This is a genomic window from Armatimonas rosea (genome assembly GCF_014202505.1).
Lineage (GTDB): Bacteria > Armatimonadota > Armatimonadia > Armatimonadales > Armatimonadaceae > Armatimonas > Armatimonas rosea.
The window spans coordinates 98,149-116,729 of record NZ_JACHGW010000009.1 but is presented as its reverse complement, the minus strand read 5'-3'; the positions used below and the strand labels follow the sequence as shown (position 1 = coordinate 116,729).

Genomic DNA, 18,581 nt, shown 5'->3' with positions numbered 1-18,581 from the left:
CTTTGTGTTTGTTTCGCGACTCTACAATAGCCCCGGAATGACCTACTGCCTACCTGAGAAAATTACGGGGAAATTCAGATCGTCCGTACAGTTGTCAATGGCTCATACACTCAACTCCTATGCGGGGACATAGTCATTTCTGCCACGTGGAATGATTCTGGCAAGCAATGGTGCCTTGAGGTATCCGACATGGAACCAGGTAGATTGTGGGTTTCCGGCTACGACTATAGAGTTGTGGTACCAATTCGGTGACACACCTCAAATCGGCAGAGCGACCTCCATCGCTCTGCTTTTCATTTAGCAAAAAACAAAAATTGACCACAAATCTTTAGAAATAGATAAATGATCAATTCTTGTACAAAATGGTGGACTAAAGTGAACGAGTTTCGAACTCTACTCTGTTGTAATAGCGCGTGGTTGGAGTTTGTTGAAGTGGCTCGCAGGTTCTCTACTTATGACTTGGCAACTATCCTTCAGAGCTTTGCAGATGGTCAACTCCCCTGAATTAAGTCCATAACGCTCTTCGGTTTCCGCCCCATGACCCAATCCCGTCGATTCCGAAGAGCTAAGTGAGCCTACGAACGGGGACTGATTAGGTTCGCTACAGTCGCATCGAGACTGAGGGGCACGAGGTAACCAAGGCCTTCTTGGGGCCGCCAACGGCGCTTCCACCGGAAATCCTATACCAGGCTTGCACCGCTCTTGCCAAGCGGCATATGGTGCCTCCAGCGTAAACATCAGCTTGTCGCCCTGCTGGGCGCTGAGAGTGTACTTGCAGTCCCTATCTGGGGATCAGTTAGCGACTCCGGTCACCCTTGCTGCCCTGTCGTGACTGGACGCGTTTGGCGAGGAACTGTTCCTCGAAGATCGCATAATGAGACGCGACCAAGGCTTTCTCCTGAGCTATCGCCTCGATGCTGGCGGCATCACGGCCCAGCTCATCCATTTGGTAGGAATAGGGGAGCTGACCGCTACCGTAGTCACAGCGGAAGATGTGCCACTTGAGGCCTTGCTCCGTGTAGTGGCAGGTGCCTCGTATGCCACCTGGAGTCGAGTACCCCTTAAACAACGTGCCGGTCAAAAGCTGTCGACACCGAAGAGCCTACGGGGTCTACAAATGGGGGCTGAACATTCTCATCATTTGTTCCGAGATCAGACCGCCGAAGGTATAATTTGTGTTCCTTGATTAAATCAGTAACAGATAAACTTGGTGGGACAATTCGCCCTGGCATGGTGGTTCGGCTTAGGCGGCGGCTTTGGAGAGTTGACGAACTCACAGGTGGCGTCATGACAGCAACGCCTATAGATGATTTTGCTTCTCGGCCTCAGCAATTTCTCGTCGATATGGAGGCTCCTGAACCAGGAGCACTCTCGGCTCCACGAATTGATCGTGTAGGCGACCTGGCGCTTCAGAATCTATTTCTTCAGGCTGTACGCCTTGATGCGCTTCATGGGTCCGCCCCCTTTGTCTCAATTCAGCGTACAGCAGTTATACCTGTTGAGTATCAACTGGTACCATTGGTGATGGCGCTTCGGCAGTCACGAGTCCGGTTGTTGCTGGCCGACACGACAGGTTTGGGAAAAACTGTTGAGGCAGGGCTCATTTTGGCAGAGCTGCTTGCACGAGCTCGTGCACGCTCAGTGTTGATTCTCACTCCTGCCAACTTGCGAGAGCAGTGGCAGCAGCAGATGCGCGACTTGTTCTATCTCGACTTCGAGATCTTCAGTTCCAATACACGACGTCGACTTGAGCGTTCAATTCCTCCTGGTGCAGATCCATGGGGGTATTACGATCGCTTGATTGTCTCGATTGACTACGCGAAAGACACCCGAGTACGTCACGAAATTCTCAAACGGGACTGGGATCTTGTGGTTGTTGATGAGGCACACAATACGGCGAGACCACACAGTAAAACGTCTCAGTCCTCACGCGGTGAATCGAGTAGTGCGACGATCAGTAGGATGGGCCGCAAGTCTGAAATGGAGCGTTATGAGCTGGTTAGTCAACTTGCTGAGAAGAAGGCAAAACACCTACTCCTGCTTACCGCGACTCCCCACAACGGTTATACCGATTCTTATTGCAGTCTCTTGAAAATGCTTTCGCCGAGCTTGGTGGAAGAGGTCCGAGGTGAGATTCGACCACAACGGCAGGCCGCTGTACATCATGTTTGCCAACGAACCCGTAAGGATGTACAGAAGTGGTTTGAAGACGCGGGACAGGTTTTTCCGTTCCCGAAACGGGAGGACCCTGCGGATACCGAGGTGCCAGTTGATTTACATGCAGAATATTTGAAGCTCTTGCGTCAGCTCGATGAATCACTGGAATACATTGTTAACCAAGCGGAGCATAGTGGGCGGGGCCAGGTGGCGGAGTGGTTCCGCCTTCATCTTCATCGCCGTGCTCTGTCCAGTCCGGAAGCTCTTCGCCGAAGTTTAGATAGTCGCCTGAGACGCCTTGAGGTTCGGCGCCCCTCTGACAATGAGGCGACTGATGAGCAACCCGAGAACGAGGAAGCTCTTCTGTCCTCGTTGAATGATCGTGCCACAGGGGATACAGACAGTGAGGATGATCAGGATCGTTTCGCCGATACTGCAATGCTCTCTGTGGATAAGCGTGCGCAGCTTCGGGAATTTAGTACGATTTTAACGGGCCTGAAGAAGATTACGGCAGCCAAGGATTACAAGCTAAAGGCGCTCCGTGAACGCGTCTTGCCCGAACTTCTGAACAAGGCTGATGACAGAACTCCAGGTAGAGTGATTGTTTTTACGCGCTTCAAAGACACCTTGGAGTATATGGCTCGTGAGATGCGGGCAGAGCCATTCGAGGTCATCACACTTTACGGGGATCTTTCTGAGGGGGAGCGTGAGCGCCGTCTGGATCAGTTTGCTGCCTCGTCAAAAGCTGTGTTGTTGGCGACTGATGTGATCTCCGAAGGTCTCAATCTTCAGTCGCTCTCGTGCATGGTAGTTCACTACGATGTCCCCTACAACCCGAACCGTATCGAGCAGCGCACGGGGCGTGTGGATCGTTTTGGTCAGCGTGCCCCAGTCGTCTATGTTCGCACGGTCTTCTGTAAAGACACTAGTGATGAAGACGTCATGCAACTGCTTGTGCGCAAGCTGGATCAGATGCGGCGAGACCTTGGTTTCGCGCCGCCATTGACTGTTTCGGAGGAAACTGTGCTACGGGTGCTGACCAGACGGCGTAAGCGACGCAAAAGTCAAGATGTAATGACTTTAGCGATGGACTTCGAACCAGAGACTGATATCGAGGAAATCTACGACATCAACGCGCTGAATCGAATGCGCTCGGAAGGTTTTTATGGCCAGGCAGATGTCCAAGTCAGTGATGTCACTGAGCGCCTTAGGGCGATGCATCACAAGTTTGGTACGCCGGAGCAGATAAAGCGTTTTATTATCGAAGGGCTTCGTACGTACCAATGCTCTGTCCAAGAGAAGAAAAATGGGACGCTCTCGATTCAGATTAACAACCCGCGCTTGCGAGTGGCACGGGTTGGAGATGTGATTCCCACGGCAGTTCTTGATCCGGCAGATAAAGCGCTTCACCCTGATGCTGTGGTGCTTGATGTTGGGCATCCGCTTGTGCGTCGGTTGAATGCTGTATTGAGAGAGGACGCATTGCGAGAGGAAGAAGATACGGGCGCACGTACGGCAGCCTATCGAGTCTCTGGACAACGTGGAATCGTATTGCTGGGCTATGGGCTGCTTCGGGCGACTTCAGCAACGCAGCCTCCGACACTATTGGAAGAAGTGGTGACTCTTGGTATTGAGGAGTCACGAGATGGTGTACGCATCCTTACTCCCGAGGAACTTCTAGAGGCGCAGCAGCGAACCCCTTCAGCAGCCAAGGTACTTCGAGACGATGCTGTGGAAGATTTCAAACACTTGATTTCACAGCCGCTCTGGGGCACTGCTTTAGACTCTGCTCGATCTCTAACCCTGGATCGCCTGAAAACGTACCGGACAACACTGCGTGACGAGCTGGCAAAGTCTGGCGAGGTAGAAGCCTCATGGCTCGATGGATTTGAAGATATCGAGGTTGTGGGCTTTGATCTTTACTGTTTAACTCTGCTTTTACCGGAGGCTCGTTAAGATGGCTCGATCCTCTACATTAGCTCGGTTTGAAATCTCAGGTGAAATCCTGGGTGAGGATGTTATCTCCCAGCTCGCTGGAGAGAAGTGTAAACTTCCTGGTGGTGAGCGTGAAGAAAAAGACCTTGTCGTGTCCTGGCAGTTGCTCTCGGAAGAGTGGCAACTCCATAGAAGCCACCTGAAAGAATATGGGACAGAGCGCCTAAGACGGCGGTGGATCGTGCCTTTTTTGGAGACATTGGGTTTCTCCTTGGAGTATCAAAAGGCGCACATTCAGTTTGGTGACAAGAGAACCATTCCGATCAGTCATCGGGGCAGTGGTATTCCCATCTGGATTCTTGACTACGACGAGTTGCCGGACGATAAGGTCGTCACGGGGCGACGCAACCAGAGTCCTCATGAGTTGTTCCAGGACTACTTGGATGCGACCGAGTCGGATGCTTGGGGAATTATCTGCAATGGTCGAACCATCCGGTTGCTCCATGACTACCATAAGACCCTGACCCGGAACTATGTCGAAGTTGATCTTGAGTCCGTTTTTGAGAGCCTTGATCTCGATGCTTTCCGCGCACTTTGGCGGATTTTCCATGCTAAGGGATTTCAGCCGGGAAAAGAGGGCCGCCGCCCGATTGAGCTTCTTCGCGACTACAGCCGCCAAGAAGGGGCAGAGATCGGGCGGGAGCTACGCTTCTCCGTGCTGGAGGCGCTCAAGACTCTGGGTAACGGTTTTCTGGCCGCAGATCGCCAGGGCCGTTTACTAGAGATCCTACGGGCTGATTCCGAGGGGCTGGCAATGTTCTACCAAGCGCTCCTGCGAATCGTTTACCGCCTGCTTTTCCTGCTCTATATCGAAAACAAACCCGGCTGGACTCCGGCGATAAATCCTGTTTGGGCATCGAGCTACAGCATCGCTCGGCTTCGTGAGCAGGCTGAGGAGCTTTCAGCCACGCGTGGCGATGCAGAAGATCATTGGGAGGGGCTCAAGGTCGTCTTTGGGATGATCCGAGATGGCAATGAGTTCTTTGATATCCATCCTTATGGCGGTGAGCTTTTCGATGATGAGCGACTTGGACCGCTTAAAGGAGCGCCTCTTGGCAATGCCGATCTGTTACGAGCAATTCGTCAGCTCACGACCTTCATGCGCAACAAACAGCCATATAGGGTGAACTTCCGCCACCTGCGCATTGAGGCTTTGGGGAGCGTCTACGAGGCCCTGCTTGACCTTGCACCAGTTCTCACTGAAAACGGTCTTTTTGATTTTGGGGAGGGAACTGACCGCAAGCTCTCGGGGAGCTACTACACTCCAGCAAGCCTCGTCAACGAGCTGATTCAGTCGGCGCTGGTGCCAGTTATTGCAGATCGGCTGAAAGACAAACAAAACAAAGAAGATCGTGAGGCGGCTCTACTCTCGATAACTGTGGTGGACCCTGCCTGTGGCTCCGGCCATTTCCTTCTTCAGGCATTGGATACGCTGGCGGCGAAGCTCTGTGAGATTCGTATGGAGGGCGAGGAGCCCGACGAAAAAACAATTCGGGCGGCGCGGCGAGATGTGGTGACGCACTGTATCCATGGCGTTGACCTTCGCCCCATGGCAGTGGAGCTGTGTAAGTTCCAGCTATGGCTCCAGGTGGCACACCCTGAGCTTCCGCTGTCCTATTTGGAACCCGCTATTCGGTGTGGCAACGCTCTAGTAGGAGTGCCGCTGACACGTCAGGCTGAAGCGGCTGAGGCCACCATTCGAGCAGAGCGTGAAGCGTTGGAGCAAGCGGGCGAGATCAAGAAAGCAGCTAAGCTGGTTTACACCGGCTGGCGGCCCGCTCAACCAATACTCCCAGATGAGGCACTTGCGCCGGTTGGCGAAGATGATAAGCAGCGTGCGGCGAAGGCTCGTGCAGAGAATAGTGTCTTCGTGCAGACAGGGCAACGCACTCTCAGTGCGGAAGATGCAGCTCTGGACGCGGCGCACTCACGGCAACACGCTCGCGCAGAGGCATACCGTCCCCTTCGGGATTCTGAAACATCACGTGAAGCAATCCGGCGAAAGCAAGAGCGATTCTTAGCCTATCGCCGGAGTGCTGAGTATGCGGAAGAGAAGCTGGTTGCGGATCTTTGGACAGCAGCGTTCTTCTGGCGGCACTCTGCCGACGACGAGGCGGAGGTACCGACGACCGAGTGGCTTCAGCGGGCGGGCGCGAACCCCAATGTAGTTCCTCCGACGATGGCTGCGGAGGCAGACCGGATCATCGAGCTTGTACGCCCTTTCCACTGGGAGTTGGAGTTCCCCGACGTTTTTGAGGCGGGAGGCTTCGATGGTATTTTGGGGAACCCGCCTTGGGAGCGTATTAAGCTACAAGAGCAGGAGTTCTTTGCATCGCGCGCCCCGCAAATTGCCAAGGCAGCAAATAAGGCAGCTCGGCAGCGAATGATCGATCAGCTCCGCACGGAAAATCCTGACCTCTACGGAGCCTTTCATCTGGCCAAACATGCAGCGGAAGCGGAGAGCAAGTTTGTTCGCAAAGCTGGCCGCTTTCCGCTGACTGCCGTTGGGGATGTGAATACCTATGCTCTATTTTCGGAGACCGCAAGGACACTGGTTTCACCGAGAGGACGTGCTGGGATAATCGTTCCTACGGGCATTGCGACCGACGATACGACGAAAGTCTTCTTCGGTTCGCTGGTTGAGACGGGGACGTTGGAAAGCTATTTTGGTTTCAAGAATGAGCGTTTTCTGTTTTTGAAGCCTGTTGAACATACAGTCACTTTTGGGTTGCTGACGATGCTGGGGGTAGGTATGGAAGCTAAGCAGATGGAGTTCACTTGGCTCTGTTACACAATCGAGGAGTTGCATGATCCAGCTCGGCGAATAGTCCTGACACGTGATGATATCGAGCGAGCCAATCCAAACACCCGCACGTGTCCCGTGTTTCGTACTCGTGCTGATGCGGATCTCACCAAAGACATCTACAGTCGAGTGCCGGTGCTATGGAACGAACGTACCCACCAGAACCCTTGGGGGATACGGTTCCAGAGAATGCTGGATATGGCCAATGACTCTGGCCTCTTTAGGAATTCCATTCCAGTAGCTGAAGATTTAGGTGGTGGTAGTGACAGCGGAATGGGTGAAGTGTCTGCTCCACCAGAAGCCACCATACCTGCTGATGATTCTTCTGTTGTGACAACTGAGGTCTGGTCGGTTGGCTATGGGAATCGTTCTCGTGACGAGTTTTTTCGTTTACTAGAAAGGTACGAGATCACGCATCTGGTTGATGTGCGAACAATGCCCTATAGCCGCCGGATGCCTGATTTTAATCGTGAAGAGTTAGAGCGTCAGGCAGCCCGATATGGGATTCGATACCTGCATATGGGTGAGGAACTAGGCGGTCGTCCTTCTGATCCTAGCTGCTATGACTCGCAGGGGCATGTGGTCTATCAGCTCGTCGAGCAGGCTCATTTCTTCCGACGTGGCATAACCAAGTTACTCAAGGCTGCTGAGCACTCAGATAGGCGTGTCTGCATGATGTGCAGTGAGCTGAAGCCGCAAGATTGCCACCGAACAAAACTTATCGGCCAACATCTCTGGCAAAAGGGAGTTGCCCTTCGTCATATCTCAGAATCCGGCGCATTGCTTGAACAAGCAGAAGTTATGCGGCGCATCATGGGAGATCAAGAAGACCTCTTTGGGGGAGATCTTCGCTCTCGAAAGTCATACAGAAAGTAGGAAATAGTTGATAGAAGTTGTGACCATCGGAGTATATGGCACCACTGAGGCGTCCTTTTTTGAGGCGCTTACTCAGGCCGGTGTCTCTGATTTTGTTGACATTCGTCGGCGACGTGGAATGCGCGGTAAACAATATGCCTACGCGAACGCAACCTATTTGGCGAACAAACTCAAGGAACTCGGGATTCGCTATCATCACGTGATTGATCTAGCACCCAGCCCTGAGCTTCGATCCGTACAGAAAAATCAGGATTCCGATGAAGGGACAAGCAAGCGAGATCGTTCTCAGCTCTCCGATGCCTTTGTGAATGGGTATCACGAGGAGTGCTTAGTGGCATTTGATCTCAGTGCATTTCTTGGGATGTTTCCAGACAGCGCCAGGCTTGCCCTTTTTTGTGTCGAGCGTGCTCCTGAGGCATGTCATCGAAGCATTGTCGCCGCGGCTCTCACAGAGCAACGTCAGTTATCAGTTCGAGACATCACACCGTAGGAGGTAGTTGTGGAAGTTGTGATTACAGGAAAAACCAAGATGCAGGGGGGACTTTGCATCGGTGGTCTTCGTCTTTCTGATTGGAGTGCAATTCGACTATTGCCTTCTGATGGTAGCCGCTCTTGGCCTACAGACTCACCAATGAAAGTTGGCGAAGTCTGGAATGTTGAAGGTGCTCCAAATGCTGTTCTTACACCGCCGCATACGGAAGACTTTCGCTTGACTGTGGCACCTAGCAAAGTGCGTGACTATGGAGCATCGTTAAAAAACGATATTGTGGCAAACGTAGCAGTGGCGCAGGGAAACTTTGCTGCATTGTATCAAGGTCATTTACTTCCTATCCTTTCGGGAAGCATCTGTGTTCGACGTCCTAATGTACCTAGCTTTAGTACGCAATTTTGGATTGCTACATGGGACATAAATCTGCGTTTGAATGGCAAAGCCTACTATGTCGTATCATGGCAAGACAAGACATATAAAATGCCATATGTTGGAGTGGAGCAACCAGTAACGGTTATTCCTGCGGGGAGTCTCATTCGGGTTTCCCTTGCTCGTTGGTTCACGCCTCCGTCACATACCGAAGAAGCCTGTTATCTCCAACTTTCAGGGTGGTGGTTGTGAGCCAGCAAAGCAATGCTACGGAGTGGCTGCCTCTATACGAGGCAAAGATGCTTCACCAGTTCGATCACCGCTTCGCTACCTATGAGGGAAGCGTCGATGACGAAGACGCTGAGACACGCCCTGTTACTTTGGAAGAAAAACGTGACCCAAACTATAGGGTACGCCCACGCTATTGGGTTGAACGAGATGCAGTTATTGCCAAGGTAGCACGAGTTCCATCGCCGCTACTCTCTTTGGTTAAGGCACAGGATCATCCTGGAATTCGCCGTATGCTGCTAGACTGGCTCGGTGGCCACTGCTTAAACCGGGGCGATGCAGGTGATGTTGCCAAAGCTAAACTGGGTGAAGAGATTGTACAAGCCCGTGCAGGTTCTCTGTTTGCCTCTCTTCAGTCAGATGCTATCGATTACATAACCAAGCAAGCGGGGTACCGCGCGATGGAGCGTGAGTTTCCTCTTACTGATTCCGAAGCCGTATGCATCGCAGATGCTTTTGCTACGGAAGATGCGGCAAAGAAGGAAGTAATGCTTCTGGAGACCGCCGCGATGCTAGTAGAATGCCGGATTCCCAAATGGCTAATTGGATTTCGAAATAATGCCAGAAATACAGATGTCAGGACCGGAATATTTACTATTCTCCCTTTATCTGGGGTTGGAAACAGCTCGCCGCTTATTGATTTTTCAGAATCAGATGCTAAGAAATCTGCTATATTTTTGGCCAATTTAAACTCATTGGTTCAGGATTTCATTATGCGGCAAAAAGTTGGAGGCCCTAATCTAAACTTTTTTTACATCAAGCAGCTTGCCGTACTTCCACCTCAAGCTTATGAAAAAGATGATTTTGAATATATTGGTTCAAGAGTACTTGAGCTCGTATACACCTCATGGGAGATGCAAGATTTCGCCATACAAATGGGGTTTGACGGCCCCCCATTTGTATGGGATGAGGATCGCCGGGCGCTTCTGAAAGCGGAACTTGATGCTTACTTCGCACGGCTCTATGGCCTCACACGCAAGCAGCTCCGCTACATCCTCGATCCCAATGGTCTTTCCGACGCTGAGTTGATTAATATACTCGACCCTGAAGAAGACCCAACATGCAGTGGTCCACACCTCCTGCCAGCAGAGCCCACCACCACCTTTCCAGGCGAGACATTTCGAGTATTGAAGCAGAACGATGAGAAAGAGTTTGGTGAGTACAGAACCCGACGGCTTGTTCTCGAAGCGTGGGCACGTCTTGAGGTTGAGTTTGGCCCTGTGGTGCCACGTGACTACCACGAATTGCTCCCGCCTCCGGTGGTGCCTGTAGCAGGAACTGTAACCTCCAGGAAACCAAACAGCCAGCGAGGGCGACCCAAGAAGTCACTCTCTGAGCAAGATCAGACTTTAAAGATGGGGATAGAACCGTGATAAAAAAAGGAGGAATTTATACGACGGAGTTTTCTGAGTTTACCTTTGGTTATGCTCTAACACACAATATTGAACGCCGTCTTGCTACAGTAACGGCTGTCCCAAGCTTTCCATCACTTCGTGAGGAAGGTGGAGCAGGTGGTGGATATGATGTACGCCTACAAAGTGGTGGCACTCCTATTTTTGTACAATTCAAAATACCAAGAGTAATCCGAAGAAAAAATGCTAGAGCACCAGAGAATAATTTTGTTGATCCTGAATATTTTCGCATGTATCTTCACCATCGTAATACCTCTGACCAGCAAAAATTACTTGTAGAACTACGTAATAGGTTCCAAAACGTTTATTATGCATGCCCCGAATTTCATACTGTTAATGTTTTGAACAGGAATCATATTAATTCGACAACCGTAGATGCTACTGCTTTTTTCGATCCTGTTGAAATTGGTCTACTTCAAGATGACGATGAACACTACATAGTTTATAAACCAAACTCTCAATCAGCATACTTCTGTTCTAACCCAATAGAAATAAATAATATCTCATTTTCACAAATTGCTACTTCATTGGGAGATTCTGATATTAGAGATATGCCAGAAGAATTTTATAACAATATAATACTTACGTTTATTAATGTAGTGACGAACGCAGGTCGTGCTGATCTTGCTAATATTATTTCTTTGAATATTCAACAATTTCCAGAATTAGCACCTTGGTACCGAGTTTCGTATTTTTCTCAACTAATTTTTGATAGCCAGTTTTTCATTTCCAACTATTCTCGAGAGGTAAATTCGTAAATGAATGAAGACATTTTGGCAAAGAGATTTATAACTACTTTTAATTTTGTTGAGCAGCACCTTCGTGTTTCGCTGGGTGTTCCCCCTGAGGCTCGGTTTACCCAAATGACTCAAAAATATTTTGAAAGGCGCGTGGATCAAAAAGATCGTTTTGATCTAGATGCATTTGCTAGCATAAGAAATGCAATTACTCATAGTGCTGAACCACTATTCTCACCTTCAATAGTTGCAGTTGAACGAATTGAGGCTATTTTTGAACGAATGGTTAACCCGAAACTTATTTATCCGCGATTTAAAGTAGATGTCGATTGTGTTGCTCTTGAAGATACTCTGGCTTCAGTTTTCAATACTATTGCCCAACGCGATTTTTCCCAGTTTCCTGTTTATTCAGATAAGAAATTTCATGGCTTGCTGACGGAGAATGGGCTTACACGCTGGGTTGCTCAACACGTATTGCACACTAGTCCTTCTGTAAATCTAGATGGAGCAACTGTTGCTGACGTGCTCAGCCTAGAGCAGAGTCAGGGAACCAGTCAGTTTGTTCCTAAAACCATGACGGTTGATGAGATGCGTTACTGCTTTGCGGTAGCGCCTGACCTTGAAGCAGTCCTGATTACTGAAACCGGTGACTCCACCGAAAAGCTTCTAGGGATTGCTACGGTTTATGACCTTTTAGAATTGACTCTTAATTCCAAAGAACAACGGGACTGAGTCGCACGTGTGATTGAGGAAGTTTGATAAATGAATCCCTTTGGAATCCTTCACGCCGTTCAAGGTAGCTATCGAAAGTACGTCGAGAGCTTCCAGCGGATCGCTAGTCCCGACATTGTGCCCGTGCTATCGGATGCTATTGAAAAAGGTGAGCTTCTTTGGAAAGAGCCCTACATCCAGATCGGGCGACGCTTTAAGCCTGGGGGCTCGCTACATGATCTCATTTCGGATGGCACACTGCACCCTGATTGCCGCAACGTTTTCTATCGCGATGAGTCCGACCCCAAGAGTGATGCAATACAGCTACACGCACACCAGTTTCGTAGCGTCCGTGCAGCAGCAGCGGGACAGAACTACTTGGTTAGCACAGGCACCTCGTCGGGAAAGAGTTTCTGTTTCTATATTCCCATCGTAGACTACTGCCTAAAGACAAAGGGCCAGCGCGGAATTAAGGCGATTCTGGTCTACCCGCTCAATGCATTGGCGAACAGTCAGTATTGGAACATGGCCCGGCGACTTCATGGCACGGGCGTCAAGATCGGAAAATACACCGGCCAGACGGAGCGCACGGATCAGAGCGCACTGGAAGCCTACCGCCGCCTGACTGGCTCGGACAAGCCTTATGATAGCGAGGTGCTCTCTCGCTCGGAGATGTACGAGAACCCACCCGATATTCTTATCACTAACTATAAGATGCTGGAGTACATGCTCATCCGGCCTCAGGATCGCCGGATGCTCAATCCCGCGTGGGCAGATGCACTTCAGTTTTTGGTGCTCGATGAGGCGCATACCTACGAAGGAAGGCGTGGTGCGGATGTCGCGCTACTCATGCGTCGTTTGAAGCGCCGTATGAATGGGTGTGGCCGCATTCGCTGCGTGGCAACTTCGGCTACCTTGGTCAAAAACGACGATCCAACTCAGGCACGAGCAGAAGTTGGTGGGTTCTTTCAGCAGCTTTTTGGAGAGAAGCTGGGAGAGTACATCACGGAGGAAGAGGAAGCACTTCCGCCCGCTGAGTATGAAATTCCCGGAATACTCACGCCACAACCAGCACTCCTAGAAGCATTCGATCCCACGAAACTTCCTACGGTATGGCCCCTCGCCGAAGCAGTCTTTGGGCGCACTCTAGCAGCATCAGAGCGAACACCACAATCACTCGAGATCCTACTCCGTGGGTTTCAAGGTTACCAGTTCCTCGTACAAGCTCTCGCTGAACGCCCAAAACAAATCGCGGAGCTTGTGACAGAGTTTCTGGAACGCAACGCAAATCGCTCCGAAGCTGAAGCGCGTTTCTGTGTCGAGGCGACACTCCGTCTTGGTCTGGTCGAAGTTGCTGATGGACGGCAGCTTATCCCTATCAAACTCCATCAGTTCCTTCAATCGGGGGCGAAGATTTATCGTTGCTTCCGATGTAATCATCTTTCGCTACATGGTGAAGCAAGCTGCCCACGCTGTGCCGCCGAAGGGGTGACAGTCTCTCTTTACCCGCTGCACTTCTGTCGCGCCTGTGGCACCGAGCTCGCTGGACTATCCTGGACCGACGAAGGCAATGTCGTTCCCTGGGATATGGATCAAGAAGACCGGGAACAGGTCGCCCATGCAGGCTACCTCTACCGTTTTACAAACCGAGACACGTGGGACGAAGTAAAAAGCACCATTCCCGAGGAGTGGCTCAAGCTCGATGGGGCACCTCGTAAAAAGTATGTCGGTTATGTGCCACAAGCTGCGACGATGGTTATCACGGAAAGCCGCCTGCTGCTTGGTGACCTCGCACCGGGACAGGATCGTACCATCGGAGCAATTGCGCCATTTCCACTAAAGCTCTGTCCAGCCTGTGGTGTTACGCGCACCGAAGGCCGTCTTCGGGAGAGTAATAAACTCAACTTCGTCAGCAAGGTCGGTCGGTCTACTGCGATCAATATCTTGACCTTGGCCCTTCTCACAGCCAAGCCTGATCCAACGAAACCCAAGTCCCTGATCTTTTGTGATATCCGCCAGGATGCTGCACTCCAGGCGGGGAACATGGACGATTGGTATGCCCACGTCCTATTTCGGTGTCAACTATTTCGTACATTGGAGGAAGCGCCTGCTGAGGGCTGGGACCTGGCGAAGGTCATTGGCCGTCTGTTTGAGCGCCTCGAAGAGGATGGGTTCTTTGATCAGCATCTTCCAGGCGTAAAGATAGATTCTGCTCGGAAACGCAGTATCGTAAATGGCTACTTATCGTACTGCCTCCTTGAAGATCTCGCCGTGAGTCGCTGGTACTCCGATGTCAACCTGGAGGAAGTGGGGCTACTGCGAGTGGATTACGATGGCCTGGCAGATCTGGCCAAGAGTTCCGCGAGTGCATTTTCTCCTCTGTCTGTTGACGAAGTTTATGATTTACTCCTAGGCGTTCTTGAAGAACTTCGCCGCAACAAAGCCTATGCCTTCGATGCTTGGAAAGATGCGGGGGCATTCTGGGGCCGGTTTAAAAACTTGGGCTCCGATGACAATGAGCCAGAGCCGTTTCTCATTCCCCGGACCTATTCGCCGCCAGCAGCTCTGGTTATGGAGCGAACCGAAAGCGACGATGTTTATCCGATCTCGGTCGGTGAGCGTAGTCTGCTTTACCAATGGATGGAGCGTACGTTTGGCTCCGGTGAATATCTCGCAACTGCCATTCGAACTCTCGAGCAGGATAACTATCTTGTTAGCAGCCGATATGGCATGGGAAAGACAAGTGTGAAGGGACTTGCCCTCAACGAGCTTCACTTGCGGATTCGTAGCACTGAGACCCAGAAGGCGAAGCGCTGTCCCAAGTGTGGCCGTATCTTCTGGTGGCGCAAAAATCAAGGCTGTATGAATGCCCGCTGTCGTGTTTCTCTGGAGCCCTTGAGTGTTTACGCCGAACAGCAGCGATACTACAGAGACCTTTACCGGGCGGCAGCTACTCTTCCGTATCTTGAAGCCGAAGATCATAGTCAACAGGTTAGTGATACCGATCGGATCGAACGAGAAAAACACTTCGCTTCTTCCAACGAAAAGCTAAATGTTCTCTCCTGTACACCCACGATGGAACTTGGTATTGATATTGGTGAACTTGGGAGTGTCATTCTAAGAAACGTTCCGCCAAACCCAGCAAACTACGTACAGAGGGCGGGGCGGGCAGGGCGTCGTGGCCAGGGGGCAGTCGTGCTCACGTTCTGTGCAACAACAGGTGAATCTACGCATGACCGTCACTTCTACAAGCATCCTGATCAGATGATTGCAGGGCAGATACTCGTTCCTCGTTTCGATCTTGCCAATGAAGGGTTGCTACGCTCGCACCTACACTCTCTCGTTGCTGAGGTGGCTGAGCTGAGTGTTTTGGAGGAAAACTCTCATTACTTTGAGCCCACTCAGAACGAACAGGAGCGTCTGATACCACGCGTCTCCGTTCGACAAGAGTTCCAAGGTGTTCTTACAGACAGATCTGAACTGATCAGACAAGCCATTGAGAGCCTTTTCCTTACAGATACGACTCTCGACACGACTCCGATTCGAGAGCGCTTTACGGACTGGCAGAACGATTTCTGGGCGGCATTCGAGAGTCACTTGAACGCGCTTGCCGACGAGCATGTGAGTGTAAACCTGGAAATTAGTGCCATGATGCGAACTGCGGTTAAGTACGACCAGGAGCTCATGACCGCATTGATGCAGCGCCGCACCGATATTCATACTGGGGGGCGTGGTCCACGTCTAAGTAAGAAGCAGCGATCTAGTAGTGGCCGCTCTCCCTACGCGATGGATCAGTGGCTTTCCACACGTGGATTTCTTCCTGGATACGCGTTTGGTGGAGAGTACATCACCATCCAATTCCCCAATCCTGATGATGATTTTGTGCGTGAGCCACAGCGAGCTCTCCGCGAGTTTGGACCTCGTGCCCTCTGCTATGCAGGTAAGCGCCGATGGGTTGTGAACAGCGCTGTCGTTGGTAAAGAAGATCTTCGTGCCTTTAAGCGTTGTGGGTCGTGTGGACGCATCCGCGAGATCACGCAAAACACTTTAGCTACGTGTGAGTGCGGTAAGGCACTCGATGCTGCTCCAATTCAAGCAATGCGGATGCCCAGCGTCCGTGTCAAAACAGAGAATCGAATATCTCGTTGGGAAGAAATCCGTGAAAGCAAGAGCTTCGTAATGGAGGAGTTTGCAGAACTGCCTCCTGCGAAGAGCGCTTGGAGTTTCACAAACGGTTCGATAAATGTGCTTCTGGAGTTTTTCCCCAGTGCCACTGTGACTTCAATTAACTACCGAAGCAAGTTTGCAACTTCCGATGGAGCATCGAGCCAGCAAGTGAAACCTGATTTACTCTATCGCCCTGGGTTTTCCATTGATGAAGGTGACTGGAAGCTCCGTCCGGCGGATGCTCCCGAGGGCGATAACAAGTATCGTGCGCTCTATTCCAGTGGCAGTCATGATGCCCTTCGGCTAACGGTGACCAATGTTGACAAAGACAAGGCTGAGCTGATACGAGTGACCTTGCGAACCGCGCTGACAGTAGGGCTCTCGCTTGCCCTTCGCCAGGGGCCCAGCGAGATTCGGGCCTTTGATCTGCCAACCTCTGATCCAGCGACGATCCAAAGTCTCTTTTATGAGGCGACAGCGGGCTCTGCAGGGGCTCTTGCTCGGGCGCTGGAAATCCAAACCTGGCGTGAGGTCGTTACGCAGACCATGGATGCGCTTCATTTTGGATCTGATGGTCAAGATGAAAGAACGGATTGCGCAACGGCTTGCTACGAGTGCCTGCAAGACTTTTTCAATCAGCGTGAGCATAAGTTACTAAATCGCCACGAGGTGAAGGACCTGCTACTCTGGCTTCGAGACGCGACCCCGCACCCTATTGGAAAAGACAACTGGCAACAGCTTATAGATAACATCAGCGGCTCCGGGGCAGCTAACGAACGGCGTTTCCTTCAGCTTCTGCGAGACAATGGTCTCCCCCTGCCGAAGCGTGCGCACTATGCACTTCCCGAAGAAGGCCCGCCGATTGCGGAGATTGACTTTCAGGTAGGAAGTGTTCATGTCCTCGTCGATGGTAGTATTCACCACCAAAAATGGGTCGCCGAAAAAGATGAGGTTAAACGGCGGGCTCTTCGTGCTGAAGGTTACACCCTTTTTGTCTTTGAGATCAGCGATGAAGAAGGCAGCCTCCAGCGCCTGAAGGAGAGATTGTAACAGAGGAACAAGACTCGCTCATTAATTGAGCGCTCACCTTGTATCATTTGAGTATCGGCCATTCTGCAACTCTACAGCCCCACCTCGGCAGCGGCATTCTCTCGGAAGAGCGAACCCTCCCGGATATAGCGCCGCAGGATGGGGAGGCTTTTATGGCCCGTCTGCCCCTGGATCACGCGCTCGGAGACTCCCGCCATCGCCGCCGCCGTCGCAAGGCCTGCCCGAAGCGAGTGCCCCGCATAGCTTGCCGCGTCTACTCCTGTCGCCGCCACTGCACGCTTCACCACCAGAGCCACGGTTCTATCGCCGAGTCGCCCCTCCAGAACCTTCCCATGACGGTTCACCTGCCGAAACAGTGATCCCTCCGTAATCTTCGCCCTTGCTCTCCAAGCTCTCAGAGCGCGCACGGGGCAGGTTGCCAGCTTAGAGCCGTAGGGAATGCCGATCTTGCGCCCTTGCCCCTCCTGATCGGTCTTGGAGCGTCGTATTGTCACCACCAGCCCATCAGCGGTTTCGATCACATCGGCGACATCGAGGCCTACTAACTCACTCCGGCGCATCGCCCCCGCAAAGCCCAGCAACAGGAGCGCCCGATCCCGACAAGCGATAAGCCTATCGCGCGGCTGCTCGTCATCCTCTCTGGGCTCGTCGACCGTTTCTTCTTCGCCCTTACCCTTTGCCACCTCCTTGGGGAGGTGCTCGACCATTGCCCGTAGGTCAGGCATTAGCACGGGTGCCTTACCTTGGGCCGCGACTCCCTTACTTCTTCGGATTCCCTGCCAAGTCGCCCGAACCAGCGCGGTCTTGGTCGGTGAGTCGTCATACCCCGCCGCTGCGTGTGCCTGTGAGATGCTGGAGATCCTCCTCTGGATGGTGCTTGTCTTAAGCCCTCGCGCCAGGTGCGTGATGTAGAGTGCCACGGTCTCCGAGCCTGCCGGGAGCGACTCTCTCCGGTGGATCTTGCACCAGTCGGTGAAGTCTTTCCAGTCGCTTGTGTAAGCTCGGATCGTATTCTTAGCCTTCGCATCCTGAATGTAATCCCGCGCCTCCTGCGTCAGCTTGGCGACTTCGGATAGCTCACCAGAGGTTTCGATGACGGGCACGAGTTCGCCCCGCGCCGCGCCAAAGCCGACTTTCTCGCCGTTTTCATTCTCCATAAACGTAAGTTCACCGCCCTTGTCCCGGCTTCCTTCTGGCTACCGATAAGAGAACGTTATCGGTAGCTAGAAACAGCAAATCGCAAGGGGAGTCGCCGGGCTGGTATTGCTCCCAATCTCGCTCGACGCCCCGATTTTAGCGTTTTGCCCCTAGAAGCCCCCAGAAGGCGATTTTAGGGGCGATGCCTCCTGGAAAGGGAATCGCTCCACCCACAGGTTGGTAGAAACGGCCAAAAGGCGGCTGATCGAGATAGGACTGGGAGGTATAAATCAGACAGTCTTAGGAAAAAGAGCGAGAATCGCCCCTGATTTACCTGGTATTCTGGTATGGCTTTCTGGTTATCTGGTCTGTAAATCTGGTATGCCAGT

General features: G+C 51.8%; 10 protein-coding genes. 8 read left to right on the top strand and 2 right to left on the bottom strand.

What is annotated here, in order from left to right:
- Positions 1-796: 796 nt before the first annotated feature.
- Complete coding sequence (locus HNQ39_RS28440) at positions 797-1,081, bottom strand: hypothetical protein (RefSeq protein ID WP_184203991.1); 285 nt, start codon at positions 1,079-1,081, stop codon at positions 797-799.
- Positions 1,082-1,182: 101 nt separating this feature from the next.
- Here HNQ39_RS28440 and HNQ39_RS28435 point away from each other — a divergent pair, with 101 nt between their 5' ends.
- From HNQ39_RS28435 to HNQ39_RS28400, 8 genes are read left to right on the top strand one after another with little or no spacing between them, the layout of a single operon-like run.
- The gene (locus HNQ39_RS28435; protein ID WP_184203990.1) at positions 1,183-4,113 is read left to right on the top strand and encodes a helicase-related protein; all 2,931 of its coding nucleotides are present in this window, start codon (positions 1,183-1,185) and stop codon (positions 4,111-4,113) included.
- Between the two features lies 1 nt (position 4,114).
- The gene (locus tag HNQ39_RS28430; RefSeq protein WP_184203989.1) at positions 4,115-7,831 is read left to right on the top strand and encodes a DUF488 family protein; all 3,717 of its coding nucleotides are present in this window, start codon (positions 4,115-4,117) and stop codon (positions 7,829-7,831) included.
- A 7-nt stretch (positions 7,832-7,838) separates the two neighbouring features.
- Positions 7,839-8,321: a DUF488 domain-containing protein gene (locus HNQ39_RS28425; RefSeq protein ID WP_184203988.1), complete on the top strand. Its 483-nt coding sequence runs from the start codon at positions 7,839-7,841 to the stop codon at positions 8,319-8,321.
- 9 nt (positions 8,322-8,330) lie between these two features.
- The gene (locus HNQ39_RS28420) at positions 8,331-8,942 is read left to right on the top strand and encodes a dual OB domain-containing protein (protein ID WP_184203987.1); all 612 of its coding nucleotides are present in this window, start codon (positions 8,331-8,333) and stop codon (positions 8,940-8,942) included.
- Positions 8,943-8,989: 47 nt separating this feature from the next.
- Positions 8,990-10,351 carry a hypothetical protein gene (locus HNQ39_RS28415; protein WP_184203986.1) on the top strand — a complete coding sequence of 454 codons (1,362 nt, stop codon included), beginning with the start codon at positions 8,990-8,992 and terminating at the stop codon, positions 10,349-10,351.
- Entirely contained in the window at positions 10,348-11,148 is an 801-nt protein-coding gene (locus HNQ39_RS28410; protein WP_184203985.1) for a hypothetical protein, read from the top strand. Before HNQ39_RS28415 ends, HNQ39_RS28410 begins: the two co-directional genes overlap by 4 nt.
- Positions 11,149-11,859 carry a CBS domain-containing protein gene (locus HNQ39_RS28405; RefSeq protein ID WP_184203984.1) on the top strand — a complete coding sequence of 237 codons (711 nt, stop codon included), beginning with the start codon at positions 11,149-11,151 and terminating at the stop codon, positions 11,857-11,859.
- Between the two features lie 30 nt (positions 11,860-11,889).
- A complete protein-coding gene (locus tag HNQ39_RS28400) occupies positions 11,890-17,055 on the top strand; it encodes a DEAD/DEAH box helicase (protein WP_184203983.1) in 5,166 nt (1,721 codons plus the stop codon).
- Between the two features lie 71 nt (positions 17,056-17,126).
- Here the strand turns inward: HNQ39_RS28400 and HNQ39_RS28395 are convergent, their stop codons facing one another.
- Positions 17,127-18,212, bottom strand: a complete 1,086-nt coding sequence (locus HNQ39_RS28395; RefSeq protein ID WP_184203982.1) for a site-specific integrase — start codon at positions 18,210-18,212, stop codon at positions 17,127-17,129.
- Positions 18,213-18,581: the final 369 nt, after the last annotated feature.